The organism is Prosthecomicrobium pneumaticum (assembly GCF_014199915.1).
GTDB lineage: Bacteria > Pseudomonadota > Alphaproteobacteria > Rhizobiales > Kaistiaceae > Prosthecomicrobium > Prosthecomicrobium pneumaticum.
The window spans coordinates 227,341-251,696 of sequence record NZ_JACHOO010000006.1 but is presented as its reverse complement, the minus strand read 5'-3'; the positions used below and the strand labels follow the sequence as shown (position 1 = coordinate 251,696).

The window sequence follows — 24,356 nt, the reverse complement described above, 5'->3', positions numbered from 1 at the left end:
GAACCGGCCCCCGCCCGGTCAAGGCGGCGTGCCGTCACGGCCCGGTGAGCGTGGCGAGGCTCGCGGCGAGGGTCGCCGCGTCGACGGCGATGAGGCGCGGCGTCTCGGTGTAGAGGAGTGCGCCGTCGATGATGCGGCCGGGATAGAGCGGCGAGAGCACGGCGCGGTAGAGTGCGAGCTGGGTGATGTGCGCCTCGGGCACGGCGGCGAGGCTCCCGGGGACATCGCGATTGGTCTTGTAATCGAGAATGGTGACCCGCTCCGGCGTCACGCACAGCCGGTCGATCCGGCCCGACACCGAGGCGGGGCCACCCGCCGTATCGACCATGCCGGCGATCGCCACTTCCGCCCGCGTGCCGGGCTCGAAGAGCGCGGCGTGCTCCGGCGCCTCGATCAGGGCGAGAAGCCGGGCGAGCGTTGCGGCGCGCTCCGCCTCCGGCCAGAGGGGGGCGACGGCGTCGAGATAGCTCCGGCCGATCGCGGCGCGCGAGGCCGCCGGCCGGTCGGGCAGCGCCTGCAGCAGGCGGTGTACGATGCGGCCGCGCTCGAGCGCCATGCCGCCGTCCGGCCCCTCTTCCAGCGCCCGCGCCGCGGGAAAGAGCGGCGGCGCTTCCTCCGCCCCGCCGGACGGCACCAGCCGGCGCAGCGCCGGCGGCGCCGGCGGCAGGGGCATGGCGAGCGGATCGGGGCCGGCGAGCGCCAACTCCACCTCCGGCTTCGGCCCCGCCCCGGCGGGGCCGCCCGCGGCGGCAACGGCTTCGTACAGGCGGAATTCGATCGCCTCGAAGGTCTCGTCGCCCGCCTTCGCCTCGACCGGTGTGCCGATCGTGCCGAGCGCCGCGCCGACCATCTCGATCCACAGCGGGTCGGCGCCCTTCCGTTCCTTCTGCGTGCCGCAGACGATCAGCCGGTCGCGCGCCCGGGTGAGGCCGACATAGAGCAGCCGGCGGTATTCGTGGAGCGCCTTCCGCCGCACCGCCGCCACCGCCGTCTCGACCGTCTTCGGCCGCCGCGCCCGCGGCGCCAGCCAGACGAGCGGCGCGTCCTCCGCATCCGCGTCGTCGGAGAGCGCGAGGATCGCCGGGTCGTGGCTCGGATGGACGGCCGCCGAGCCGCCATCGACGAGGAAGACGATCTCCGCCTCGAGCCCCTTCGCGCCGTGCACCGTCATCACCCGCACCTCGTCGCGCCGCAGGTCCGGATCGCGCCGGATCTCGGTCGCGGCACCGCGCAGATGGGCGAGGAAGCGTTCGAGCGAGGGCGGTTCGATCTCCTCCTGCGCGAGCGCCTGGGCGAGGAATTCGTCGAGCACCTCGTCCGCCTCCGGACCGAGCCGTTCGAGAAAGCGCCGGCGGCCTCCTTCCGCGCCGAGGATGCGGGCATAGAAGCCGAAGGGCGGCTCGAACCCGGCTCTCGCCCGCCATGCGGCGAGCCGCTCGAAGGCGGCCCGGGCGAAGAGATCGTCGGAGGCCCGCAGCGCCTCGTAGAGCGACCCCTTGCGGCCATGGGCGAGGTCGAACAGCGCCTCCTCGGAAAGCCCGATCAGCGGGCTCTTGAGGAGCGCGGCGAGCGCCAGATCGTCCTCCGGCCGCAGCACCACGTCGCCGAGCGCGGCGAGGTCCATCACCGCGATGTGGCCGGCGAGCGCCAGCCGGTCGGCGCCGGCGACCGGCACCTTCGCCGCCTTGAGCGCCCGGTTGATCGCGTCGGTCTGGGCGCCGCGCTTGCGTGTCAGGATCAGGATGTTTCCGGCCCGGATCGGCCGGCCGGTCGCCTCGATCGGCTCACGGCCGTCGATCCAGCTCTTGATCGTCGCGGCGATCCGCTCGGCGAGGGTGATCTCCGGTGCCTTTTCGTCGAGATGATCGAGCGGGCTGTGCCAGTCCTCGGGCTCGGCGCGCTTTTCCGCGGCGATCGGCGGCCACAGCGTGACGCGGCCGGGCTCGCCGCGGCGATGCGCCGCGTGCACGGTCGGCGCATCCTCCTGCGCGAGGCCCTGATGCGCCTCAGGCTGTGCGAAGACGGCGTCGACCGCGGCGAGCACGGCGGGCGTCGAGCGGAAGGAGAGATGGAGGGCGACATCCTCGAAGGGCGCGCCGCTCTGCCCGGCGCGGCCGCGGAAGCGCGTGCGCTGGCGGCCGAACCAGGCCGGCACGGCGCCCTGGAAGGAATAGATCGACTGCTTCTCGTCGCCGACCGCGAAGAGGGTGCGCGTCCGCTCGACCGCGCCCTCGCCGGCGAAGAATTCCGAGGCCAGCCGCTCGACGACCTGCCATTGCCGCGGGCTCGTATCCTGCGCCTCGTCGACCAGGATGTGCGAGACGCCGCGGTCGAGCTTGTAATGCACCCAGGCGGCGGCATCGGAACGGGCGAGCAGATCGGCGGTGCGGCTGACGAGGTCCTGGAAGTCGAGCACGCCGCGGATCCGCTTCGCCGCCTCATAGCCGTCGATCGCCGCCTCGCCGAGCCGCAGCAGCGCGGCCGTCGCGGCATGGCTCTCGGCCGCCGCGATCCGGTCGGCGAGCGCGGCGACGCGGTCGATCTCGCGCGCGAACAGGTCGGCGACATCCGGGAGCCGGTCGCGCACCGCCCTGGTCAGGATCTTGTCGGGCTTGCGCCAATCGCCCGCGGCGGTGCGGTAGAAATCGAGATAGGCCTCGCCCGCCGCGACGGGCTCCTCCATGGCGAGCAGCGCTTCGAGCTTCTCGGCGCATTTCCGGTCGGTCGGCTTGTCGCTCGCCGCGGCGGCCGCGACGATCCGGGCGAGCGCCTCCCGCCCGCCCTCTGCGGCGTCGAGCATCAGCGGCCACAGCGTCGCCGCCGTCTCGCCGGGCGCGAGGCCGAGCGCCCGGCCGAGCGCGGCGATCGCGGTGTCGAGCGTGCCATGGGCGCGCACGAGCGCCCCGAGCGCATCGCGCTTCGCCACGATCGCCTCGAGCGCGGTCTCGATGCCCTGATCGCTCGCCGCGTCGAGCACGGTGGCGAAGGCGTTGCCGAGCGGCCCGGGATCGGCCGCGGCCCGTGCGATCACGGCCCGCCGGGTCTCCTCGGCGAGCATCGCCGCGCCCCGCTCGTCGAGCACCTCGAAGCGGCCGGCGACATTCGCCTCGAAGGGGAACTGGTGCAGCACGCGCTCGCAGAAGGCGTGGATGGTCTGGATCTTCAGCCCGCCGGGGGTTTCGAGCGCCCGGGCGAACAGGCGGCGGGCCCGGTCGCGGCGGGCGGCGGCGGGCGGCGCGCCCTCGAGCGCGGCGATCTCGGTGTCGAGCGCGGCATCGTCGAGCCGCGTCCAGGCGGACAGGATCGCGAAGACGCGGCTCGACATTTCCGCCGCCGCCGCCTTGGTGAAGGTGAGACAGAGGATGGCGGAGGGGTCCGCACCGTCGAGGAGCAGCCGGACGACGCGGCGGGCGAGCACGAAGGTCTTGCCCGAGCCGGCATTCGCCGACACCCAGGCCGAGGCGGAGGGCGCCGTCGCCCGCGCCTGCAATGCCCGCGTCGCCGGATCGACCGCGCGGCCGCTCACGGCTCCTCCTCCGCCCCGCCGAGCATCCATTCCCGCACGCGGGCGAGGTGGTCGTAGGGGCTTTCGTAGCGCCGCTCGAACATCGGCCGGGCGCGCGAGAGATAGGCGCGGCCCGCATCGTCATAGGCGGCGACGAGCGCGGCGAGCTGGCGCGCCGCTTCGGCACCGAGCGCGTCCGGCGCCTTCTCCTTCGCCGCATTCGAGAACGGCTCGCCGCGTCCGGCGCGGCCGAGGCCGATCCAGCCGAGCGTCGCCACCGTCCGGCCGGCGAAGCCGGAGCCGAAGGCGCCGGCGCGCGCCATCGCCACCTCGAGGGCGAGCTGCGGCGCGAGCCCGGTCGAGAGCTGCCGGGCGCTCGGCGGCGCACCGGTCTTGAAGTCGAGGATGTCGAGCGTGCCGTCGCGGCGCAGGTCGATACGGTCCGCCCGGCCGGTCAGCCGGAACGGCCCGGCGGGCGCCGCGATCGTCCAGTCGCCGGCGATCTCGGCGTGACGCTCGGCGATCTCGGCGGCCCGGCCCGCTTCCCAGCCGACATACCAGCGGGCGATGGCGCGGAAGCGCGGCCACCACAGCGCGTGAATGTCCGGAAAGGGGGCGACAGCGCGGAAGTGCCGCTCGCCGATCGCGATCAGCGCCCGCTCGGCGCGCGCGTCGAACCAGCCGTTCCAGCTCTGCGCGAATTCGGCGAGCGCCGCGTGGATCAGCGTGCCGCGCGCCGCGGCGTCGGGCGCGACGCCGAGCGGATCGAGCGGATCGAGGCCGAGAACGTGCTTGGCGTAGATCGCATAGGGGTCGCGCACCAGCGTCTCGATCTCGGTCACCGACAGGCGGCGGGGCCGCGCCGCGACGGGCGGAGCGGGCCGCGGCCGCAGGGCGGGCCGGAGCGGGGCGGCGGGCGTATCGAGCCGGCGCGCCGCGGCGAGGAAGCGCGCGCCGCGGGCGAGCAAGGGTGTGCGGCCCTCTTCGCCGAGCCGGGCGTCGAGCCGTTGCAGCCAGCGGGCCGGCAGGGTCGGGCTGCCGCCGCGCTTCTCCGAGCGGGTGAGGATGACGTCCGGCGTGCCGAGCGCGCCGAGGAAATCATGCGCCGACTGGCCGATCCGCCGTTCGGGCGGCTCGAGGCCGAGCGCGGCGCGCATCGGGCGCGACAGGAACGGGTCGGTGCGGGTCTCGGCCGGCCAGACGCCCTCATCGAGGCCGCCGAGCACCAGCGTGTCGACCGATTGCAGCCGCGCTTCGAGCGTGCCCCAGATGGCGATCCGCGGGTCGGCACCCGGTCGGCCGGGCACGGCGACGCCCTCCATCGCCGCGGCGAGGAAGCCGGGATATTCCGGACCCGACAGTGTGATGCCGGCGCCGTCGGGTCCGGCGAGACCGGCGACGAGGCCGGCGAGCGCTTCGCCCTCCTCCCCCCCGAAGAGCGCGAGGCCGTCGCCCGCCCCCGTGTCGGCGGCGGCGCGTGCCGCCGTGAGGAGCGCGGTGGTGATCGCCGCCGCATCGGTCTGCCGCGCCCCGAGGACGAGGGCGAGCGGTGCGAGCACGGCGGCGAGGCGGGCGGCGAGATCGGCTGCCATGGCGCGATCCTCGGCGCCGAGCCGGCGCACCGGCCGCGGCAGCCGGCCTTCGCCGGACGCATGGTCGGCGAGCGCCGCCTCGGTTTCCGCGACCAGTCCGGCGAGGCCGCCCGACAGCACGCGGCCGCGGAAGACGAGGAGTTCCAGCCGGCGTCCGGCACGCCGGCAGAAGGCGGGATCGAACCCGAAGGCGGCGAAGGGGTGCGCGGTGAGGGCGAGCAGATCGAGGGCCGCCCCGTCCGAGGCGGCGGCCGCGACGAGGAGGCGGAGGAAGGTCGCCGAGGCGGCGCGCGACAGCGGCCGACCGCCGGAATCATCCGCCGAAATGCCGAAGCGGGCGAGCTCCGCGGCGACGCGGCGGGCGAGCGTGCGATCCGGCGTGACGAGCGCGGCGCGCCGGCCTTCGGTGGCGATCGCCTCGCGCAGCGCCACCGCGATGGCGAGCGCCTCCTCCTGCTCGGTGCGCGCGAGGAGGAGGGCGATGCCTTGCGTCGCCGCGGCCGGCGGCGCGGGCGCAATGGCCCAGGCCTCGGTGGTTTCGGCCGGCCGCATCGCCTCGGAGAGGAGCGCGGCGCGGGCGGCGAGTGCGGGCGTCGCTTCGGCGAGGGCGACGACGTCCCGCCGCACCACGCCCATCCCGGCGAGCAATTGCTTGAGCGCATAATGAGGATGGCCGGGCGCCGAGGTTTCGGTGCCGACCGCGCCGATCGCCGCCCAGCCCGCCTCGTCGAGCGCCGTGTCGAGCCCGGGCAGAACGACCGCGCCGTTCGGCAGCCGGGCGATCGTGGCGAGGAGCGATGCGGTCGCGGGGATCGAGCCGGTCGAACCGGCGGCGACGACCAGCCCGCGCGGCGGCGCGGCGGCGAGGCGCGCCGCTTCCTCGCGGATCAGCCGGTCGCGTCGCACCGCGGGATCGGCGAGACCGCGCTCTGCGAGGATCGCGGGCCAGGCTTCCGCGACGATCTTCAGGAAATCGAGCGTGATCTGGAAATAGCCGGCGAGCGCCTCCGGAACGAGCGCCGCGAAGGCGTCGAAGGAGAGCCCGGCGGTTTCCACGTCGTCGATCAGGCGGGCGAGGTCGCCGGCGAGCCGCAGCGCGTCCGCCGCGCTCGCGGCGACCAGCACGGGCTCGTCGGGCGCGAGGCGGAGCTGTTCGGCGCGTATCGCGCGGCCCCAGGCGAGCACCAGCCGGGCGAGGATCAGCTGCCGTTCGAGCCGGCCGATCGACAGCGGCAGGGCGAGCCTCGCGTCCGGGTCCTCGCCGTCGACGGGCGTGAGGAGGTGCTCCTCCTCGTCGGCGTCGCCGATCGGCCGGATGCGCGGCAGGATGGCGCCGCGGCCGCCGAGCCGGGCGAGGATCCGCTCCGCGAGCGCGCGCGCCGCCCGGCGCGTCGGCAGGAAGAGGGTGACGTCGGCGAGCGCGAGGGGATCGGCTTCGAAATCGGGCACCGGGCCGAGTCGGCCGGAGAACAGCGCGTCGACCAGCGTATCGAGGAAGGGCACCCCCGCCGGGATGGTGAAGACGCGCGGGCCGCTCATGCCGGGGGCGGGGCGCCGCTCAGGCGGCGCTCTCCTGCACGCAGACTTCCGCCTCGCGGATCGCCTCCGGCGTGCCGACATGCACCCAGATGCCGTCCATCCGCACGCCGTAGAGCCGTCCGGCCTCGATCGCCTTGTCGAACAGGAGGTTGAGCGAGAAGGGTCCGTCCGGCGCGTCGTCGAAGAGGCGGGGATGGAGGAGCGCGACGCCCGGATAGACGAAGGGCGCGACGGTGCGCTCCGGCCGGCGGCGGATCCGGCCGTCCTTGTCCATGACGAAATCGCCGGGTCCCGAATAGCCGACGGCGGTGACGGTCGGCGCCAGCATGACGAGGGCGTCCATCCGCGCCTCGTCCCAGGTCGTGAACAGCCAGTCGAAATTCGGCCGCGGCCCTTCGATCCAGAACGAATCGGAGTTCATCACCACGAAGGGGTCGGGTCCGAGGAGCGGCAGCGCCTTCTTGATGCCGCCGCCGGTCTCGAGCAGCAGGTCGCGCTCGTCGGAGATCGTCACCTTCGGCGCGGTGCGGCGGCGGACGTGTACCTCGACCAGATGCGCGAGGTAATGGACATTGACCACCGCCTCCTCGATGCCGGCCTGTGCCAGGCGGTCGAGCGCATGGTCGATCAGCGCTCGCCCCGCCACCTCGACGAGCGGCTTCGGCACGGTGGCGGTGATCGGCCGCATGCGCTTGCCGAGGCCGGCGGCGAGCACGATCGCGTGCCTCGGGCGAAAAGCCGTGGCGGTGGGCATTCAAAAACTCCCTGTTCGCCCCCATATAGGGATCGGCGCGCCCCTTCGCGATTCGATCGGGCATGCCGATTCTGCGGGTCCCCGATGACACAGTAAAGCGCCGCGCTCCCTGCGTGATCATGCGGGGTTGACAGAGCCGCCCGACTGCGCATTGTCCCCGCGTCGAGACCGAAAAGGGAAATACGACACTTGTCAGCCTTCAAGGAACAGAGCTTCGTCGATCGGCGTCAGTCGGCGATTGCCGCACGGCAGTCGCAGCTCGAGAAATTCAAGGCCCAGCAGCAGGATCCGGCGGCGCAGCAGCGTGCGGCCGAGCGGCGCGCCATCGCCGAGGCGCGCGCCGAGCGCGAGCGCGCGCGTGAGGCGGCCCGCCGTGAGCGTCTCGCTCGCGAGGCGGCGGAACGCGAGGCGGAGAAGATCCGCAAGGCGGCCGAAGAGGCCGAGCGTCTTGCGGCGATCGAAGCCGCGCGTCCGAAGAGCCGTATGGAACTCGCCGCCCGCGCTCTCGCGGCAGCGGCAACGGGCCAGGTCCGGACCGGCAGCTCCGCCCGCTGAGGCGGGCGACGGATTCCTCTCGCTGTCCTATAATCGGGCGGTGGGAGGAGAATCCGATGGCCGACGACGACCGCAAACCGCGAGGCGAGAAGAGCCTCGAACAACCCGCACCGACGGGAAAGCCGCCGGTGCGACCGCTCGTCCGTACGGGCGATGAGGACCTGCCGCCGGAAGCCGCGGCGGAGCTGGAACGTCAGCGCGATGCCTGAGGCGTGCGCTGTACATCCCGATGCCCAGCCGAAATCCAGAGAAATCGTCCCGAGCCGGCCGATGATTCGCACGCTGCCGCCCGATCGCCGCGGCGGCGCGATGCGGCCCGATGTCTTCAGGAAACGGCGGTGCTGATCAGCGCGCCGATCATCCGGGCCGCGCCCGACAGATAGCTGAGCGTCAGGGCGAACACCGAGAGCGTCGCGAGCGCCTCCAGCCGGTAGGCGAATCCGCGGTGATCGTCGGCGTCGGCGCGATATTCAGTGGCGGGGTGGGCGTAGGGCCGTCCGGGCGCTGTCTGACCCTGATCGGCGGAGGCGAGAGCGCGCATGGGGTTTCCCTCGTGTGCTCGGAACGGATCGGGGAGCGGCCGTTCGGACCGCGCCTTCTCAACCCCGCGCTGCCCGTGAGGTTCCGATCGCCGGCCGGGGCGCGTCAGCTCGGGGCGAGCATATAGCTCGCAATGAAGCCGAAGATGACGAGCACGAGGCCGATGCCGAGCACATAGCGCATCCGGTTGAGCGACTGGCCCTGCCGGGCTTCGGTCGCGGTGAGTTCCGGCTCGCCTTCGGGACCGGTCTGCTTCGGCGGGGTTCTCTGATTGCGCGCGTCCATGGCCCTGTCCTTTTCGTTTCGGACAGGGTCAACGCGAGTGGCGGCGATCCGTTTCCCGCTACCAGCCCCCGAACAGCCGGTCGAGCAGCGGTCGCCGTGGCCGGCGCTCATAATAATAGTCGTCGCCGACATCGGCGGGCGGCAGCGGTACCGCCTCAGGCGGCCAACGCTCCTCGGCCGCGCGGTCGTCATAGCGCGGCCGCTCCTCGGCATAGCGGCGATCGCGCGCCATCCGTTCGCGCAGCGGCGGCGGGTCGACCGGATAGCCCCATTCGTCATAGAGCGGTTCGTCGCGCCGCGCCGGCCGCGCCGGCTCGTCCCAGGTGTCGCGCCGGGCCTCGTTGCGCGGCGGCGGCGTGTCGAGATAGCGCCGGTCCCCCTCGACCGGGTCGCCCATGGCGGTCTCGTCGGCCGCGCCGGGATCGCGCGCCGATGGCGGGCGGGCGGCGACCGCATCGCCGGCGCCGACATCGGCCGGCGGACGAATCTCCTGCGAGGGCGCGGCGATGGCGTCGAACGTGTCGGGATCGCGGAAGCGGTAGTCGCCCGGCAGCTTCGCCGGGGTCACACCCCGATGGGCCGCCGCCATGAAGCCGTTCCAGATCTCCGCCGGCAGGCCGCCGCCGGTCACCCGCTTGGTCGGCTTGTTGTCGTCATTGCCGAGCCAGACGCCGGTCGTCATATGGGCGGTGTAGCCGATGAACCAGGCGTCCCGGAAATCATTGCTGGTGCCGGTCTTGCCGGCCGCGTCCCAGCCGTCGATATGGGCCTTGCGCGCCGTGCCGCGGGCGAGCGTATCGGCCATCATGCCGTTCATCATGCCGACCATGGTCGGATCGACGATCTGCGGCGCGGCGGTCGCGGGGCGCTGGTAGAGCACCTTGCCGTCGATGCCGCGGACGCGGGAGACGACATAGGGCGGGATCGACAGGCCGCCATTCGAGAAGGGCGTGTAGGCGCCGGTCAGTTCGAGCAGCGTCACCTCGGATGTGCCGAGCGCGATCGAGGGATTGGCCTGCAGCGGCGAGGAAATGCCGAGCCGGTGCGCCGTCTCGACCACCCGCTCGGGGCCGACCTCGTTGGCGAGTTCGGCCGCCACCGTGTTGATCGAGAGGGCGAGCGCGGTCTGCAGCGTCACCGGGCCCTTATAGTCCTTGGCGTAGTTCTTCGGCTCCCATTTGCCGATCTTGATCGGCTGGTCGACGCGGACCGTCTCGGGGACCAGACCGAATTCGAGCGCCGTCAGATAGACGAAGGGCTTGAAGGACGAGCCCGGCTGGCGTTTCGCCTCGGTGGCGCGGTTGAACTGGCTCTTCTCGTAGCTGCGGCCGCCGACGAGCGCGCGCACCGCACCGCTCGATTCGATCGCGACGAGCGCACCCTGGTCGACGCCCGCCTTGGCGCCGTTCTTCGCGAGGCCGTCCGCGACCGCCTTCGCCGCGGCGGCCTGCAGGGTAGGATCGATCGTCGTGTCGACGATGACGTCCTGGTCGAGCGCGCCCACGACATCGGGCAGCACATCGGCGACCCAGTCGGCGACATAATTGCCGGCGCCGTTCGAATCCTCGCTCTTGGTCTGAACCTTGTCGGCGAGCGCCTGTTTCTCTTCCGTCCCGTTGATGAAGCCGGCGGCGAGCATGGCGCCGAGCACGACATTGGCGCGCGCATCCGCCGCGTCCGGATTGGTGGTCGGGGCGTAGCGCGAGGGCGCCTTGAGGAGACCCGCGATGGTCGCGGCCTCCTTCAGCGACAGATTGGCGGCCGACTTGCCGAAATAGCGCCGCGCCGCGGCGTCGACGCCATAGGCGCCGGCGCCGAGATAGACGCGGTTCAGATACATTTCGAGGATCTGATCTTTCGAGTAGCGCGCCTCGAGCCAGAGCGAGAGGACGACCTCCTGGATCTTCCGTTCGAGCGTCCGGTCGGGGGTGAGGAAGAGGTTCTTCGCCAGCTGCTGGGTGATCGTCGAGCCGCCCTGCACGACATTGCCCGCCCGCAGATTGGCATAGGCGGCGCGGGCGAGGCCGAGCGGATCGACCCCGAAATGCGAGTAGAACCGCCGGTCCTCGATCGCCAGCACGGCCTTCGAGAGATAGTCCGGCATCTCGTCGAGGCCGAGCGCCTCGCCGCCCGTATCGCCGCGATTGCCGATCAGCGTGCCGTCGGTGGCGAGGATCTTGATGTTGGGCGGCCGCTTCGGCACGGCGAGGGCGGCCGTGGTCGGCAAAGTGGTGGCGTAATAGGCGAGCACGCCGGCGACCGCGACGAAGGTCCAGATGCCGACGATCAGGGCGAAGCGCACCATCCGGCCGAGCAGGCTGCGACGCCCGCCATTGCCGCCGCCGCGGCGGCCGCGCTTCGCCTTCGGCTTGCGGCGCTTGCGCTCCGAGGAGACGGCCGCGGGCCGCCGCGCCTTTGCGGACTTGCCGCCGCTCGCACGGGGCTCCGGCGCGATGTCCTCGAACTCGGCGTCCTCGAAGCTGTCGTCCTCCTCACGCGGCGGAGGCCTGCGGCGGCGCCGGCCATCGTCCCCGGGCGAGGACGCGGCGGCGCGATCGGCGGCACCGAGCCGGAGGTCGAGGGTCTCGGGTCCTTGCGGCGTCGTGCCGTCGAGCTTCGGCTCGATCCTCGGCGTGCCGCGAAGCGATCCTGCCATCCCTATCGACTTTCCATCCTGTCCGCCCGTCCGCGCGACCGAGGAATGGCCGCAGAATACGGCGATTTGACGGGCGCGGCGGGGCGCGCCGCGTCCCCCGCCAGGCCGGGCGCGGCCCGTTCCGGAGTGGAAAATCCGATCGCGGGCGGGCATAGTCCCGGCCATGTCCGACACCTCCGCCCCCCATCCCAACGCGGTCAAGCCCGGCGACCAGGTGATCCTGGTGGACGGCTCGTCCTTCGTATTCCGCGCCTATTTCCAGTCGATGAATCAGGACCGGAAATACAACACCCGGTCCGACGGCCTGCCGACCGGCGCGGTGAGGCTGTTCTGCACGAAGCTCTTGCAGTTCATCCGCGAGGGGGCGGTCGGCATCCGCCCGACCCATCTCGCCATCATCTTCGACAAGTCGGAGGATTCGTTCCGCCGCGAGATCTATCCGGACTACAAGGCGCACCGGCCGGATCCGCCGGCCGAGCTGATCCCGCAATTCCCCCTGATGCGCGAGGCGGTGCGCGCCTTCGGCCTCGTGCCCGTCGAGCAGGAGCGCTACGAGGCGGACGACATCATCGCCGCCTATTCCTGCGCCGCGGAGAAGGCCGGCGCCGACGTGCTGATCGTCTCGGCCGACAAGGACCTGATGCAGCTCGTCACCGACAAGGTGACCTTCTACGATTTCGAATCGGGCGTGAAGGGCAAGCCGGGCTACCGGCCCGAGCGGCGGCTCGACCGGGCCGGCGTGATCGAGAAGTTCGGCGTGCCGCCGGAAAAGGTCACCGACGTGCAGGCCCTCGTCGGCGACCCGACCGACAACGTGCCGGGCGTGCCGGGCATCGGCATCAAGACGGCGGCGCAGCTGATCACCGAGTTCGGCGATCTCGAGACGCTGCTCTCCCGGCTCTCCGAGATCAAGCAGCCGAAGCGCCGCGAGACGCTGATCGAGAACGCCGAACGGGCGCGGCTGTCGAAGCGGCTCGTGACGCTCGATTGCGACATGGCGGTCGGCGTGCCGCTCGCCGATCTCGCGCTCGGGGCGCTCGATGCGAAACGGCTGGTGGCCTTCCTGAAGGCGCTCGAATTCACCACGCTCACGAAGCGGGTCGCCGACGCCTATGGCGTCGATCCGGCCGAGATCGAGCCGGATGCCGCGATCGCGCAGCGCTTCGACGGCGCCGCCCCTGCGCAGGGCGAACCTTTGGCGGCCGGTGCAGAATCCGCAGCGCCGGCTGCCGCCGGTGTTGCCGCGGCCGCGCCCCCCGCGCCGGCCGGCGGCATGACCCCGCAGGCGCTCGCCGCCGCCCGCGCCGAGGCGGCGAAGGCGAACCCCTGCGACCGGTCCGGCTATGAGACGATCACCACGATCGAACGGCTCGACGCCTGGATCGCCGAAGCCTTCGAGCGGGGGCTCGTCGCCTTCGACACCGAGACCACCGGTCTCGATGCGATGAGCGCCGATCTCGTCGGCATCTCGCTCGCGCTCGAGCCGGGCCGCGCCGCCTATGTGCCGCTCCTCCATCGCAACGGCTCGGGCCTCTTCGATTCCGCCCTTCTGCCGGATCAGATCGGCACGCCCGAGGCGATCGAGCGGCTGAAGCCGCTGATGGAATCGGCGGGTGTCCTGAAGATCGGCCAGAACCTCAAATTCGACTGGCTGATGCTCGCCCGCTACGGCATCGAGGTCGCCCCCTATGACGACACGATGCTGATCTCCTATGTGCTCGATGCCGGCCGTGGCGGCATCTCGTCCGGACATGGCATGGACGAGCTGGCGCTGCGCTTCCTCAACCACAAGTGCATCGCCTATGCGGACGTCGCGGGAAAGGGCAAGTCGGCGGTCACTTTCGATCTCGTGCCGATCGACAAGGCGGCGGAATACGCCGCGGAGGACGCCGACGTCACGCTGCGGCTGTGGCGGGTGCTGAAGCCGCGCCTCGCCGCCGAGCGGCTGACGACGGTCTACGAGACGCTCGAGCGGCCGATGGTCGAGACCCTCGCACGGATGGAGCGGCGCGGCATCGCGATCGACCGGCAAATCCTGTCGCGCATGTCGGCGGAGTTCGCGCAGGCGCTCGGCGGCATCGAGGAGGACGTCTACGCGCTCGCCGGCGAACGCTTCACGATCGGCTCGCCGAAGCAGCTCGGCGACATCCTGTTCGGCCGCATGGGCCTGCCGGGCGCGAAGAAGACGGCGACCGGCCAGTGGGCGACGGGCGCGCGCACGCTCGAGGAGCTCGCGGCCGAGGGCCATCCGCTGCCGCGCAAGGTGCTCGACTGGCGCCAGCTCGCAAAGCTCAAATCGACCTATACCGATCTCCTGCCCGGCTATGTGAACCGGGAGACCGGCCGGGTGCACACCTCCTACGCGCTCGCCGCGACGACGACGGGCCGGCTGTCCTCCTCCGAGCCCAATCTCCAGAACATCCCGATCCGCACCGAGGAAGGCCGCAAGATCAGGAAGGCCTTCGTCGCGACCCCCGGCCACAAGCTGATCTCGGCCGACTATTCGCAGATCGAGCTGCGCGTGCTCGCCCATATGGCGGACATCCCGCAGCTGAAGAAGGCCTTCTCCGACGGCATCGACATCCATGCGATGACGGCGTCGGAAATGTTCGGCGTGCCGGTCGAGGGCATGCCCTCGGATGTGCGGCGGCGCGCCAAGGCGATCAATTTCGGCATCGTCTACGGCATCTCGGCCTTCGGCCTCGCCGAGCAGCTCGCCATCCCGCGCGACGAGGCGGGCGCCTATATCCGCCGCTATTTCGAGCGCTTCCCCGGCATCCGCGCCTATATGGACGAGACCAAGCGGCTCTGCCGCGAGCGCGGCTATGTGACGACGGTGTTCGGCCGCATCTGCCACTATCCCGACATCAACTCGTCCAACCCCTCGCAGCGCGCCGCCGTCGAGCGCCAGGCGATCAACGCGCCGATCCAGGGCTCGGCGGCGGACATCATCCGCCGCGCCATGGTGCGGATGGAGGGCGCGCTCGCGGCCGCCGGGCTGTCGGCCCGCATGCTGCTGCAGGTGCACGACGAACTGGTCTTCGAGGTGCCGGAGGAGGAGGTCGAGCGCACCCTGCCGGTCGTCGCGGACGTGATGGAGAACGCACCGCTCCCCGCCGTCCAGCTTTCGGTGCCCCTTAAGGTCGAAGCGCGCGCCGCCGACAATTGGGACGACGCGCACTGAGGGTTCTGCCCCATCGCCCGTCCGCCGCGGCGGACGGGCGGGCAGGCGCCGCGGCGCCTACAGCCGGTAGAAGGCGATCGCGTTGTCGCGGAAGAGCTTTCTCTTTTCCGTCTCCGATGCCCCGGCGACGACACCCTCGACGATCGCGACCCATTCCGCATAGCCGATGGCGAGCTCCGACACCGGCCAGTCGCCGCCGAACATCACCCGGTCGAAGCCGAAGCGCTCGATCGCATGGGCGATGTAGGGCGCGAGCTGTTCTTCGGTCCAGTGCTCGAAATCGGCCTCGGTGGCGACGCCGGAGATCTTGCAGGCGACGTTCGGCAGTTCGGCGAGCGCCGCGATATCGGCCCGCCAGGGATCGAACACGCCGGCCTTGATGCCCGGCTTGCCGATATGGTCGAGCACGAAGCGGGTGTCGGGGCAGCGCTTCACCAGTTCGATCGCGTCCTTCATCTGCGGATGGAAGATGCAGAGATCGAAGGAGAGCCCGTAGCGCGGCAGGAGCTTCACCGCCTCGACGAAGGCCGGCTGGAGACACCAGCCGGGCGTGTCGGCGTGCTTCTGGATCAGGTCGCGCACGCCGCGGGCGAGCGGCAGGCCGGCGAACCGTTCGAGATCCTCGGCCGCGGCGGCGCCCTTGGTCATCGGCACATGGCCGACCATGCCGCGCAGCTTCGGCTCGTCGTCGGCGAGCCGCGTCACGAAACGCGCCTCGTCGAGATGGTGGCCGGCGTCGATGTCGACCTCGACGAACACCATCGCCTCGATCTCGACCGGTGCCGAGCGCTCGAAATAGCGCGCCGGCAGGCTCGACCGGCCGAGCACATCCGAGCCCGCCGTCCAGGAATAGGGCAGGGCGGCCGGGTCGTAGAGATGGACGTGGGTGTCGACGATCGGGAAGGAGGGCATCGGGGGGCGCTCTCTCAGGTCTGCGCGCGGCCGGAGGTGACGCGGGCCACCATCAGCGCGCCGAGGATGATGGCGCCGTAGATAGCCTGTATCCAGAAGGAAGGCACCTGGGCGAGGGTGAGGAGGTTCTGGACGAGGCCGAGCAGGAGTACGCCGGTCAGCGCGCCGAACATCGTGCCGCGTCCGCCCTCGAGCGAGATGCCGCCGATCACCGCCGCCGCGAAGACGGTGAAGATCATGCCGTTGCCCTGATTGGCGGAGACCGCCCCGACATAGCCGGTGATGGCGAGGCCGCCGACGGCGGCGAGCATGCCGGCGATGACGTAGACGCCCCAGACGACGCGCTCGACGCGGATGCCGGCGGCGCGCGCCGCCTCGGCATTGCCGCCGATCGCGTAGAGGGCGCGGCCGAGCCGATGATAGCGCAGCATCACGCCGGCGACCGCGAAGGCGAGCGCGGCGAGCCAGACGGCGAGCGGCAGGCCGAGCACGGTGACGATCATCAGCGCATAGAAGGCGTCCGGCATGTCGAACAGCGTCCGGCCGTTCGTCGCCCCCACCAGCATGCCGCGCAGGATGATCAGCATGGCGAGCGTGACGATGAAGGCGTTGAGCTTCAGGTGGACGACGAGGAAGCCGTTGACGAGCCCGACGAGCCCGCCGATCGCCAGGATGGCGAGGATGCCGACATAGGTCGGCAGTTCCGTGCCGAAGCCGTTGGTCGCCGCCGGGATGACGAGCATGGCGCCGATCGCCGGCGCGAAGCCGGCGATCGATTCGAGCGACAGGTCGAACTTGCCGGTGATGATGATCAGCGATTCGGCGAGCACGACGAGGGCGAGCGCCGCCGAGGAGGTGAGGATGGTGTAGATGTTCGCCTGGGTCAGGAAGGCCGGGCTGACGAAGGTGCCGACCACGACGAGCACGGCGAGCGCCGGCAGGAGGGCGAGGTCGCGCAGCCGCAGTGCGGCGGCGGAGAGGAAGGCCGGGCGGCCGGCGGAGGCGGCGGCGATGCCGCCGGCAGTGTCGCGGGTGGTCATCGTCAGATTCCTTCGATCGCGGCGACGAGCTCGTTGTCGCTCCAGCCGGCCTTCTTCTCGGCGACGACGCGGCCGTGACGCATCACGAGCACGCGGTCGCAGGTTCTCAGATCCTCGATCTCGCCGCTGACGACGAGGATCGCCTTGCCTTCGCGCCGCATCCGCTCGACGACGGCGAGCAGCGCCTCCTTCGACTTGACGTCGACGCCGGCGGTCGGATCGAGCAGCACGAGCACGGACGGGTCGGTGGCGAGCGCGCGGCCCATCACCACCTTCTGCTGATTGCCGCCCGACAGGCCGGACACCGGCTGCTCCGGCCCCTGCGTGACGACGCCGAGCTCGCGGATCATCCGGTTGGTGGTCTCGGCGCGGCGGCGGGGCGCAATGAAGCCGAGCGGCCCCATCCTGCCCGCCTTCGTCATGGTGCCATTGTCGGCGACCGAGAGCGGCAGGACGAGGCCCTGGTCGTGCCGGCTCTTCGGAACGCAGCCGACCCCGAGCGCGAGCGCCGCGGGCACGTTTCCGGACGGCAGGCGCCGCCCCTCGATGCGGATCTCGCCCTTCCCGAAGCGGGCGAGACCGGCGACGGCCTCCGCGACGCCGACGCGTCCGCTCGACGTGGCGCCCGAAATGCCGATCGTTTCGCCCTTGCGGACGGTGAAGCTCACATCCTCGAAATCTTCGCCCGAAATGCCCTTCACCTCGAGCGCCACCGGGGCATCGCGCACCGGGCTGCGGCCGGCGGCGTCGGCGAAGCCGAAATGCACCTGCTCGCCGGTCATCGCCTCGATCAGCCGGTCCTTGGGCAGGTCGGCGACCGGCGCGGTGACGATGTGCCGGGCGTCGCGCAGCACCGTTACCGTCTGGCAGATCTCATACACCTCCTGCAGGTGGTGCGAGATGAAGAGGAAGGTCACTCCGGCCGCCTGCAATTCGCGGATGCGCACGAAGAGCCGCTTGATCTCCTCGCCGTCGAGCTGGGCGGTCGGCTCGTCGAGGATGATGAAGCGCGCGCCGTAGGAGAGGGCGCGGGCGATCTCGACCAGCTGGCGCGCCTCGATCCGCAGATCGCCGGCGCGCATGTCCTCGGAGACCGCGACGTTCCAGCGGTCGAGGAGGGCGCGCGCCTCGCGCTTCAGGGTCGGCCAGGAGATGAAGCCGCGCTTCTCGGGCTGGCGGTTGATGAAGAGATTCTCGGCGACCGTCAGGTCGGGGATGATGGTCGAGTGCTGGTAGACGCAGGCGACGCGCTGGCGCCAGCCTTCGCGGTCGGCGATCGGCGGCGCCGGCTCGCCGGCGAAACGCACCATGCCGGTGTCGGGCGCGCGCAGCCCGGTGAGAATGCCGACCAGCGTCGACTTGCCGGCGCCGTTGCGGCCGACGAGGGCGTGCGATTCGCCGGCGACGACGCGCAGCTGCGCCTCGTGCAGCGCGATCGTGGGGCCGTAGCGCTTCGAGACGCCGATCGCCTCGACGATCGGCGGAGCGGCCGCTTGTGCGGTGAAGGACATGGCGTCGCCTGGAGAAGAGGAGAGGGCGAAGGGGCGGGTCCCTCGCGAGGACCCGCCCCCGGCGATCAGAGCTGGTTCGCCCAGAAGGACTTGTCGTCGACGTTTTCCTTCGTCACCAGCGGCGCCGGCAGCTGGTCCTCGAGCACGCCGGGCCGGACCTCGAGAATGGTCGAGTCGTGGTCGGTCGGGCCGGGCGCGAAGGTCTTGCCCGCCATCGCCTCCTTCACATACTGGATGCCGTACTTGGCATAGAGGTCGGCCGGCTGCGAGACGGTGGCGTCGATCTCGCCCTTGCGGATCGCGTCGAATTCCTGCGGGATGCCGTCATTCGAGACGATGACGATGTGGCCCTCCTCGCCGGTCGTCTTGAGGAGGCCCTTGCGCTTCAGCGTCTGCAGCGTCGGCGCAAGGAACACGCCGCCGGCGTGCATGTAGATCGCCTTGAGGTCCGGCGTCGAATTGAGCAGCGCGTCGAGACCGGCCGCCGCGTCCTCGCCCGACCACGCCTTGGTCGGCACCTCGAGCAGTTTCAGCTTCGGATAGTTCTTGGTGATGCAGTCGCGGAAGCCGACGCCGCGGTCGCGGCCGTTGATCGAGGCCTGATCACCCATGATCTGCACGACCGGACCTTCGGCGACATGCTCGCCGATATAGTGGCAGGCCTTCTCGCCATAGGCGATGTTGTTGGCGCGCACGACGATCGCGACCGGGCCGTTGTCGGGCGCCACGTCGACGGCGACGACGACCGCACCGGCCTTCTCCGCCGCCTTCAGCACATTGCCGGCGGCCGCCGATTCGAAGGGCGAGAAGATGATTCCCTTGGCGCCGAGGGCGAGCGCGTTCTGCACGCCGGTGATCTGCTTCGCCGTGTCGAATTCGGAATTGAAGGGCTCGAGCATCTCGACGCCCTGCTTCTTCGCCTCTTCCATCACATAGCGATGGTAGGAGGTCCAGAACGGCGAGGTGAGCGTCGTCAGGTCGAGCGCCACCTTGCCTTCCTCGGCCCGGGCGGGCAGCGCGCCGGCGACGCCGGCAAACAGCGCCGCGGCGAGCGCGGCCTTGATCATGGTCTTCATGGACGGGTCTCCTCCCATTGTCCGACTTCTCGTTCCGCGGCACCCTCTCTCCCGGGGGTCTTCCGCCGCGGCCGTTCTCCGGCCTCCCGCCGTCACGCGCGGGCCGGCACCTCCTCCGCCGCGCGCGACAGCATCGCGTCGCGGCTCTTCTCGAGATGGAAGCGCAGCGCATCCGCCGCCGCCTCCGCATCGCCGCCGGCGAGCGCCTCCACGATCGCCGTGTGCTCCTGCATGGTCCGCTCGAGCGTGTAGGTCTTGAGCGTGAAGTTCTTGATCGTCTGGGTCTGGCGCTGGATCACGCTGTGCCAGCCGGCGATCGTCTCGTTGCCGCCCCGCTCGACGATCAGCTCGTGAAACTCGCGGTCGAGGGCGATCGCGGCGGCGAGCCCGTCCTCGGTCTGCTTCATCACCTCGGCGATGTGCGCCTCGAGCACGGCGCGCAACCGCGCGACGAAGGCCGGCGTGATCCGGCCGGCCGCCATCGCCCGCCGGACGGCGTGGAGCTCGAGCAGGGTTCGGGCCTCGAACACCTCCTCGATGTCGGCCGGAGCGAACTGGCGCACCGTGGTACCGCGCCGGGCCTCGCCCACCACCAGCCCGTCGCGTTCGAGGAGCGCGATCGCCTCCTTGACCGGCGTCTGGCTGATGCCGAGCGCATCGGCGAGCTGATCGGGGGCGAGCCTCTGCCCGGCCGGCAGACGACCCGAGACGATCTGGCTCCGCAGTTCCTCGTAAGCCTGCTCGGCCAAGGTGGCGCCCTTCAGCTTCTTCATGGCCGGACGTTTCCACGGCCGGGCGCGCGGTGCAAGATATCCAATAGAAAATTTTTTGTAGAAAATCCGAACGGGGCGGCTATGACTGGAGGCGCCGGGCGGTGCCCGACACGGCTTGGGAGGGCCGGCGGCAATGGCGATGTCTCGGGCCGTGCTGGAAGGGCGGGCGGAGGATACGGACGGGCGGCTGCTTCTGCTCGATCCGTCGGACAATGTGCTCGTGGTACGCGCCCGCATTCCGGCCGGCGAGACGATCCGGGTCGGCGGCGGCGTCCCCGTCCCGGTGCCGGCCGATCTGCCGCTCGGCCACAAGATCGCCCGGCGGCCGATCGCGGCCGGCGAGAAGATCGTCAAATACGGCGCGCCGATCGGCACCGCGACCGTAGCGATCGATCTCGGCGCGCATGTCCACGTCCACAATGTGAAGAGCGACTACACGCCGACCTATCACCTGCTCGGCGGGGAGGCGGGTCGATGACGATGCGCGGCTGGCTGCGTTCGGACGGACGCAAGGGCATCCGGAACACGGTGGTGGTCGGCTACCTGGTCGAATGTGCGCATCACGTCGCGCGCGAGATCGCGCTGCCCTTTCGCGAGGAGGGCGTGCACGTCATCGGCTTCCCCGGCTGCTATCCGAACGCCTATGCGGAGCGGATGATGGAGCGGCTCTGCACGCACCCCAATGTCGGCGCCGTGCTCCTCGTCTCGCTCGGCTGCGAGAGCTTCGACAAGCGCGCGCTCGAACGGGCCGTGCGGGCGACCGGCCGGCCGGTCGAGACGATCGTCATCCAGGGCACGGGCGGGACGCGGAAGTCGATCGCCGCCGGCCGCGCCTTCGTCGCCGCGCAGCGCGCGGCGCTCGACGCGGCGCCGACCGTGCCGATGGACGTTTCCGAACTGGTGATCGGCACGGTGTGCGGCGGCTCGGACGGAACGTCTGGCATTTCCGGCAATCCCGCCGCGGGCCGCGCCTTCGACATGCTGGTCGAGGCGGGGGCGGCCTGCATCTTCGAGGAGACCGGCGAGCTGATCGGCTGCGAGCACATCATGGCGGCGCGCGCCGCGACGCCGGAACTCGGCCGGGAACTCGAAGCCTCGGTCGCCAAGGCGGCCCGCTATTACGCGACGCTCGGCTACGGCTCCTTCGCAGCCGGCAATGCCGAGGGCGGGCTCTCGACGATCGAGGAGAAATCGATGGGGGCATACGCGAAATCGGGAGCCTCGCCGATCTCCGGCCTGATCAAGCCCGGCGACCTGCCGCCGAGGGGCGGGCTCTATCTGCTCGACGTGGTGCCGGACGGCGAGGTGCGCTGGGGCTTCCCCAACATCAACGACAATGCCGAGATCGCCGAGTTGATCGCCTGCGGCAGCCATGCCGTGCTGTTCGTCACCGGGCGCGGCTCGGTGGTCGGCTCGGCGATCTCGCCGGTGGTCAAGATTTGCGCCAATCCGGAGACCTATCGCCGGATGGAGGACGACATGGACGTCGATGCCGGCCGGATCATCGAGGGCCGCGCGACCCTCGACGAGGTCGGCGCCGAGATCCGCGATCTCGTCATCGGCCTCGCCGCCGGCGGCCGCACCCGTTCGGAAGAATTGGCCCATCAGGAATTCGTTCTCACCTATAAGAGTTTCGAGCCGATCGGCCCGGCCTGCCTGCCGGCGGCGTGAGAAAACCATTCCGGGAGGAACAATGACGGAGACTGCGGACAGGCTCGCCGCCTGCTACACCGGCGTCGTGCACGACGTCATGCGGGCGATGGGACTGAAGGACTTCACCCTGCCGGCCGAGTTGCGGCCGATCCTGCCGGAGAAGCGGATCGCCGGACCCGCCTTCACGATCGAGGGCATGACCGATGCGAGCGCGGCGGCGCACGACACGCTGCTCGCCTGGACCGGCCTTCTGTCGAAGGCGCCGAGGGGCTCGATCTGGGTCTGCCAGCCGAACGACCGGATCGTCGCCCATATGGGCGAGCTGTCCGCCGAGACGCTGAAGAACAAGGGCGTGCGCGGCTGCATCGTCGACGGCTATATCCGCGACGTCGACTTCCTGCTCGAGATCGGCTTCCAGGCGTGGTCGCGCGGCTTCACCCCGCGCGACATCGTCAGCTGGTGGCTTCCGAAGGCGACCGAGGTGCCGATCACGATCGGCGATGTCGAGATCCGGTCCGGCGACTACATGGTCGCCGACCGCGACGGCGCCATCCGCGTCCCCGCCGCGATCGTCGAGGCGGTGATCGAGAAGGCGGAAGTGGCGATCGGCACCGAGAATCTCGTCCGCAAGGCGATTCTCGAGGGCGTCGACCCGCAAGAGGCCTATCTGCGCTACGGCAAGTTCTGAGCGATCCCGCCGCCCGGCTCGACCGGGCGGCGACGGCTCAGCCGGCGGCGTTGTCGAGGAACCAGCGATAGGTCGCGGCGACGCCGTCCTCGAGCGGAATGGAAGGACGCCAGCCGAGCCCGGCGAGGCGGCCCGAATCCATCAGCTTGCGCGGCGTTCCGTCCGGCTTCGAGAGGTCGTGTTCGATCCGGCCCTCGAAGCCGACGACGCGGCAGACGAGTTCGGTCAGTTCGAGGATCGACAGATCCGTGCCCGAGCCGACATTGACGTGCTCGGCCTCCGAATAGTGCCGCAGCAGGAAGACGAGCGCATCGGCGCAGTCGTCGACGTGCAGGAATTCGCGCCGGGGCGTGCCGCTGCCCCATACCGTGATCGCCGCGTCGCCGCGCTGTTTGGCCTCGTGCGCCTTGCGGATCAGCGCCGGCATGACATGGCTGGAGGCGAGGTCGAAATTGTCGCCCGGACCGTAGAGATTGGTCGGCATGGCCGAGATGAAGTCGCGGCCGTGCTGCCGCCGATAGGCCTGCGCGAGCTTGATGCCGGCGATCTTCGCCACCGCATACCATTCATTGGTCGGCTCGAGCGGGCCGGTCAGCATCGCCGATTCCGGGATCGGCTGCGGTGCGAACTTCGGATAGATGCAGGAGGAGCCGAGGAAGAGCAGTTTCTCGACACCGGTCCGATGCGCCGCCTCGACGACGTTCGCCTCGATCATCAGGTTGAGATAGAGGAAGTCGGCCGGCGCACTGTCGTTCGCGAGGATGCCGCCCACCTTCGCCGCGGCGATCACCACGGCATCCGGCCGCGCCGCCGCCATGAAGGCCTCGACCTCGGCCTGGCGGGTGAGGTCCACCCTCTCGCGGCCGGCGGTGAGGACGTGGCAATCCTCGCGTTCGAGCCGGCGCACGACCGCCGCACCGACCATGCCGCGATGGCCCGCCACCCAGACCCGCTTGCCGCCGAGATCGTAGCTCATCCGAAACCGCCGCCTATGCGTCGTTCATCACGGGATCGCTCGCCATCACCTTCAGGTCGGCGCGCACCATTTCGGCGGCCAGTTCCTGCACCGTGACGGTCGGCCGCCAGCCGAGCTTCTGACGGGCCTTGGCGGCATCGCCGAGCAGAAGGTCGACTTCGGTCGGGCGGAAATAGCGCGGATCGATCTCGACCAGGCAGCGCCCGCTGGCGGCATCATAGCCCTTCTCCTCGACGCCGGTGCCGCGCCAGGCGAGCGTCACGCCGGTCTCGGCGAAGGCCCATTCGGCGAACTGCCGCACCGAGGTCTTGGTGCCGGTGGCGACGACATAGTCGTCGGGCTCGTCCTGCTGCACCATCAGCCACATCGCCTCGACATAGTCGCGCGCATGGCCCCAGTCGCGTTCCGCGTCGAGATTGCCGAGATAGAGCCGGTCCTGGCGGCCGAGCGCGATCGCGGCCGCGGCGCGGGTGATCTTGCGGGTGACGAAGGTCTCGCCGCGCAGCGGGCTCTCATGGTTGAAGAGGATGCCGTTCGAGGCGTGCATCCCATAGGCCTCGCGATAATTGACGACGCTCCAGAAGGCGAACTGCTTGGCGACCGCATAGGGCGAGCGCGGGTAGAACGGCGTCGTCTCGCGCTGCGGCGTCTCCTGCACCAGGCCGTAGAGCTCCGAGGTCGAGGCCTGGTAGAAGCGTACGCGCTCGGCGAGGCCGAGGATGCGGATCCCCTCGAGCAGGCGGAGCGTGCCGAGCGCGTCGACATTGGCCGTATATTCCGGCGCCTCGAAGGAGACGCGGACATGGCTCTGCGCCCCCAGATTGTAGATCTCGTCCGGCGCGGCCTGTTCGATCACCCGCATCAGGCTGGTCGTGTCGGTGAGGTCGCCGTAATGCAGGACGAAGCGGGCGCCCTCGACATGCGGGTCCTGATAGATGTCCTCGACCCGCTGCGTGTTGAAGGAAGACGAACGGCGCTTGATGCCATGGACGACATAGCCCTTCTGCAGGAGCAGGCGGGCCAGATAGGCGCCGTCCTGCCCCGTCACGCCGGTCATCAGCGCGACCTTTCCTTGATGGCTCACACGAACTCCCGTCCCATGGAGAAACCCGCGCCT

General features: G+C 70.8%; 19 protein-coding genes. 6 read left to right on the top strand and 13 right to left on the bottom strand.

Annotated elements, in window-relative coordinates; all coding sequences use genetic code 11:
* Positions 1–34: 34 nt before the first annotated feature.
* From addA to GGQ63_RS15255, 3 genes are read right to left on the bottom strand one after another with little or no spacing between them, the layout of a single operon-like run.
* Complete coding sequence (gene addA / locus GGQ63_RS15265) at positions 35–3,526, bottom strand: double-strand break repair helicase AddA (RefSeq protein WP_210308530.1); 3,492 nt, start codon at positions 3,524–3,526, stop codon at positions 35–37.
* Positions 3,523–6,636, bottom strand: coding sequence for a double-strand break repair protein AddB (gene addB / locus GGQ63_RS15260; protein WP_183857316.1), 3,114 nt, complete (start codon positions 6,634–6,636; stop codon positions 3,523–3,525). The genes addA and addB overlap by 4 nt, the downstream gene beginning before the upstream one ends.
* 19 nt (positions 6,637–6,655) lie before the next feature.
* Positions 6,656–7,390, bottom strand: coding sequence for a nucleotidyltransferase family protein (locus tag GGQ63_RS15255; RefSeq protein WP_183857314.1), 735 nt, complete (start codon positions 7,388–7,390; stop codon positions 6,656–6,658).
* Between the two features lie 189 nt (positions 7,391–7,579).
* Between GGQ63_RS15255 and GGQ63_RS15250 the strand changes: the two genes are divergently transcribed.
* Together GGQ63_RS15250 and GGQ63_RS15245 are read left to right on the top strand one after the other, a co-directional pair.
* Positions 7,580–7,945 carry a DUF6481 family protein gene (locus GGQ63_RS15250; RefSeq protein ID WP_246429804.1) on the top strand — a complete coding sequence of 122 codons (366 nt, stop codon included), beginning with the start codon at positions 7,580–7,582 and terminating at the stop codon, positions 7,943–7,945.
* Positions 7,946–8,001: 56 nt separating this feature from the next.
* Complete coding sequence (locus GGQ63_RS15245) at positions 8,002–8,154, top strand: hypothetical protein (RefSeq protein WP_183857312.1); 153 nt, start codon at positions 8,002–8,004, stop codon at positions 8,152–8,154.
* Between the two features lie 116 nt (positions 8,155–8,270).
* Here GGQ63_RS15245 and GGQ63_RS15240 read toward each other — a convergent pair whose 3' ends face one another.
* From GGQ63_RS15240 to GGQ63_RS15230, 3 genes are all read right to left on the bottom strand, one after another.
* The gene (locus GGQ63_RS15240) at positions 8,271–8,486 is read right to left on the bottom strand and encodes a hypothetical protein (RefSeq protein WP_183857310.1); all 216 of its coding nucleotides are present in this window, start codon (positions 8,484–8,486) and stop codon (positions 8,271–8,273) included.
* A gap of 104 nt (positions 8,487–8,590) precedes the next feature.
* Positions 8,591–8,770, bottom strand: a complete 180-nt coding sequence (locus GGQ63_RS15235; protein ID WP_183857308.1) for a hypothetical protein — start codon at positions 8,768–8,770, stop codon at positions 8,591–8,593.
* Positions 8,771–8,828: 58 nt separating this feature from the next.
* On the bottom strand, positions 8,829–11,426 hold the full coding sequence (locus GGQ63_RS15230) for a transglycosylase domain-containing protein (RefSeq protein ID WP_210308529.1): 2,598 nt from the start codon (positions 11,424–11,426) through the stop codon (positions 8,829–8,831).
* A gap of 163 nt (positions 11,427–11,589) precedes the next feature.
* On the opposite strand from GGQ63_RS15230, the gene polA reads away from it, so the two are divergent.
* Positions 11,590–14,610 (top strand): DNA polymerase I, encoded by a 3,021-nt coding sequence (polA, locus tag GGQ63_RS15225; RefSeq protein ID WP_183857306.1) that lies wholly within the window; start codon positions 11,590–11,592, stop codon positions 14,608–14,610.
* Between the two features lie 57 nt (positions 14,611–14,667).
* Here polA and GGQ63_RS15220 read toward each other — a convergent pair whose 3' ends face one another.
* The 5 genes from GGQ63_RS15220 to GGQ63_RS15200 form a co-directional block, all read right to left on the bottom strand.
* A complete protein-coding gene (locus GGQ63_RS15220) occupies positions 14,668–15,522 on the bottom strand; it encodes an amidohydrolase family protein (protein ID WP_183857304.1) in 855 nt (284 codons plus the stop codon).
* Between the two features lie 14 nt (positions 15,523–15,536).
* Positions 15,537–16,562, bottom strand: a complete 1,026-nt coding sequence (locus GGQ63_RS15215) for an ABC transporter permease (RefSeq protein WP_183857302.1) — start codon at positions 16,560–16,562, stop codon at positions 15,537–15,539.
* A 2-nt stretch (positions 16,563–16,564) separates the two neighbouring features.
* Positions 16,565–18,073 carry a sugar ABC transporter ATP-binding protein gene (locus tag GGQ63_RS15210; protein ID WP_183857300.1) on the bottom strand — a complete coding sequence of 503 codons (1,509 nt, stop codon included), beginning with the start codon at positions 18,071–18,073 and terminating at the stop codon, positions 16,565–16,567.
* 65 nt (positions 18,074–18,138) lie between these two features.
* Positions 18,139–19,149 carry a sugar ABC transporter substrate-binding protein gene (locus tag GGQ63_RS15205; RefSeq protein WP_183857298.1) on the bottom strand — a complete coding sequence of 337 codons (1,011 nt, stop codon included), beginning with the start codon at positions 19,147–19,149 and terminating at the stop codon, positions 18,139–18,141.
* Between the two features lie 92 nt (positions 19,150–19,241).
* Entirely contained in the window at positions 19,242–19,922 is a 681-nt protein-coding gene (locus GGQ63_RS15200; protein ID WP_183857296.1) for a GntR family transcriptional regulator, read from the bottom strand.
* A 133-nt stretch (positions 19,923–20,055) separates the two neighbouring features.
* On the opposite strand from GGQ63_RS15200, the gene GGQ63_RS15195 reads away from it, so the two are divergent.
* The 3 genes from GGQ63_RS15195 to GGQ63_RS15185 are packed head-to-tail and all read left to right on the top strand — an operon-like array spanning position 20,056 to position 22,263.
* Positions 20,056–20,400, top strand: coding sequence for a UxaA family hydrolase (locus GGQ63_RS15195; RefSeq protein WP_246429803.1), 345 nt, complete (start codon positions 20,056–20,058; stop codon positions 20,398–20,400).
* Positions 20,397–21,593 (top strand): UxaA family hydrolase, encoded by a 1,197-nt coding sequence (locus GGQ63_RS15190; protein WP_246429802.1) that lies wholly within the window; start codon positions 20,397–20,399, stop codon positions 21,591–21,593. The genes GGQ63_RS15195 and GGQ63_RS15190 overlap by 4 nt, the downstream gene beginning before the upstream one ends.
* A gap of 22 nt (positions 21,594–21,615) precedes the next feature.
* On the top strand, positions 21,616–22,263 hold the full coding sequence (locus GGQ63_RS15185; protein ID WP_183857294.1) for an RraA family protein: 648 nt from the start codon (positions 21,616–21,618) through the stop codon (positions 22,261–22,263).
* Positions 22,264–22,300: 37 nt separating this feature from the next.
* On the opposite strand, the gene fcl is transcribed toward GGQ63_RS15185, so the two are convergent.
* Together fcl and gmd are read right to left on the bottom strand one after the other, a co-directional pair.
* Positions 22,301–23,239: a GDP-L-fucose synthase gene (fcl, locus tag GGQ63_RS15180; RefSeq protein ID WP_183857292.1), complete on the bottom strand. Its 939-nt coding sequence runs from the start codon at positions 23,237–23,239 to the stop codon at positions 22,301–22,303.
* Between the two features lie 13 nt (positions 23,240–23,252).
* Positions 23,253–24,296, bottom strand: a complete 1,044-nt coding sequence (gene gmd / locus GGQ63_RS15175; protein WP_183857592.1) for a GDP-mannose 4,6-dehydratase — start codon at positions 24,294–24,296, stop codon at positions 23,253–23,255.
* Positions 24,297–24,356 lie beyond the last annotated feature (60 nt).

Excerpts from the sequence above, each read along its gene's own strand:
- addB (WP_183857316.1), bottom strand. The coding sequence starts at position 6,636 with ATGAGCGGCCCGCGCGTCTTCACCATCCCGGCGGGGGTGCCCTTCCTC.
- GGQ63_RS15255 (WP_183857314.1), bottom strand. The coding sequence starts at position 7,390 with ATGCCCACCGCCACGGCTTTTCGCCCGAGGCACGCGATCGTGCTCGCC.
- GGQ63_RS15245 (WP_183857312.1), top strand. The coding sequence starts at position 8,002 with ATGGCCGACGACGACCGCAAACCGCGAGGCGAGAAGAGCCTCGAACAA.
- GGQ63_RS15240 (WP_183857310.1), bottom strand. The coding sequence starts at position 8,486 with ATGCGCGCTCTCGCCTCCGCCGATCAGGGTCAGACAGCGCCCGGACGG.
- GGQ63_RS15235 (WP_183857308.1), bottom strand. The coding sequence starts at position 8,770 with ATGGACGCGCGCAATCAGAGAACCCCGCCGAAGCAGACCGGTCCCGAA.
- GGQ63_RS15230 (WP_210308529.1), bottom strand. The coding sequence starts at position 11,426 with ATGGCAGGATCGCTTCGCGGCACGCCGAGGATCGAGCCGAAGCTCGAC.
- polA (WP_183857306.1), top strand. The coding sequence starts at position 11,590 with ATGTCCGACACCTCCGCCCCCCATCCCAACGCGGTCAAGCCCGGCGAC.
- GGQ63_RS15220 (WP_183857304.1), bottom strand. The coding sequence starts at position 15,522 with ATGCCCTCCTTCCCGATCGTCGACACCCACGTCCATCTCTACGACCCG.
- GGQ63_RS15215 (WP_183857302.1), bottom strand. The coding sequence starts at position 16,562 with ATGACCACCCGCGACACTGCCGGCGGCATCGCCGCCGCCTCCGCCGGC.
- GGQ63_RS15210 (WP_183857300.1), bottom strand. The coding sequence starts at position 18,073 with ATGTCCTTCACCGCACAAGCGGCCGCTCCGCCGATCGTCGAGGCGATC.
- GGQ63_RS15205 (WP_183857298.1), bottom strand. The coding sequence starts at position 19,149 with ATGAAGACCATGATCAAGGCCGCGCTCGCCGCGGCGCTGTTTGCCGGC.
- GGQ63_RS15200 (WP_183857296.1), bottom strand. The coding sequence starts at position 19,922 with ATGAAGAAGCTGAAGGGCGCCACCTTGGCCGAGCAGGCTTACGAGGAA.
- GGQ63_RS15195 (WP_246429803.1), top strand. The coding sequence starts at position 20,056 with ATGGCGATGTCTCGGGCCGTGCTGGAAGGGCGGGCGGAGGATACGGAC.
- GGQ63_RS15190 (WP_246429802.1), top strand. The coding sequence starts at position 20,397 with ATGACGATGCGCGGCTGGCTGCGTTCGGACGGACGCAAGGGCATCCGG.
- GGQ63_RS15185 (WP_183857294.1), top strand. The coding sequence starts at position 21,616 with ATGACGGAGACTGCGGACAGGCTCGCCGCCTGCTACACCGGCGTCGTG.
- fcl (WP_183857292.1), bottom strand. The coding sequence starts at position 23,239 with ATGAGCTACGATCTCGGCGGCAAGCGGGTCTGGGTGGCGGGCCATCGC.
- gmd (WP_183857592.1), bottom strand. The coding sequence starts at position 24,296 with ATGACCGGCGTGACGGGGCAGGACGGCGCCTATCTGGCCCGCCTGCTC.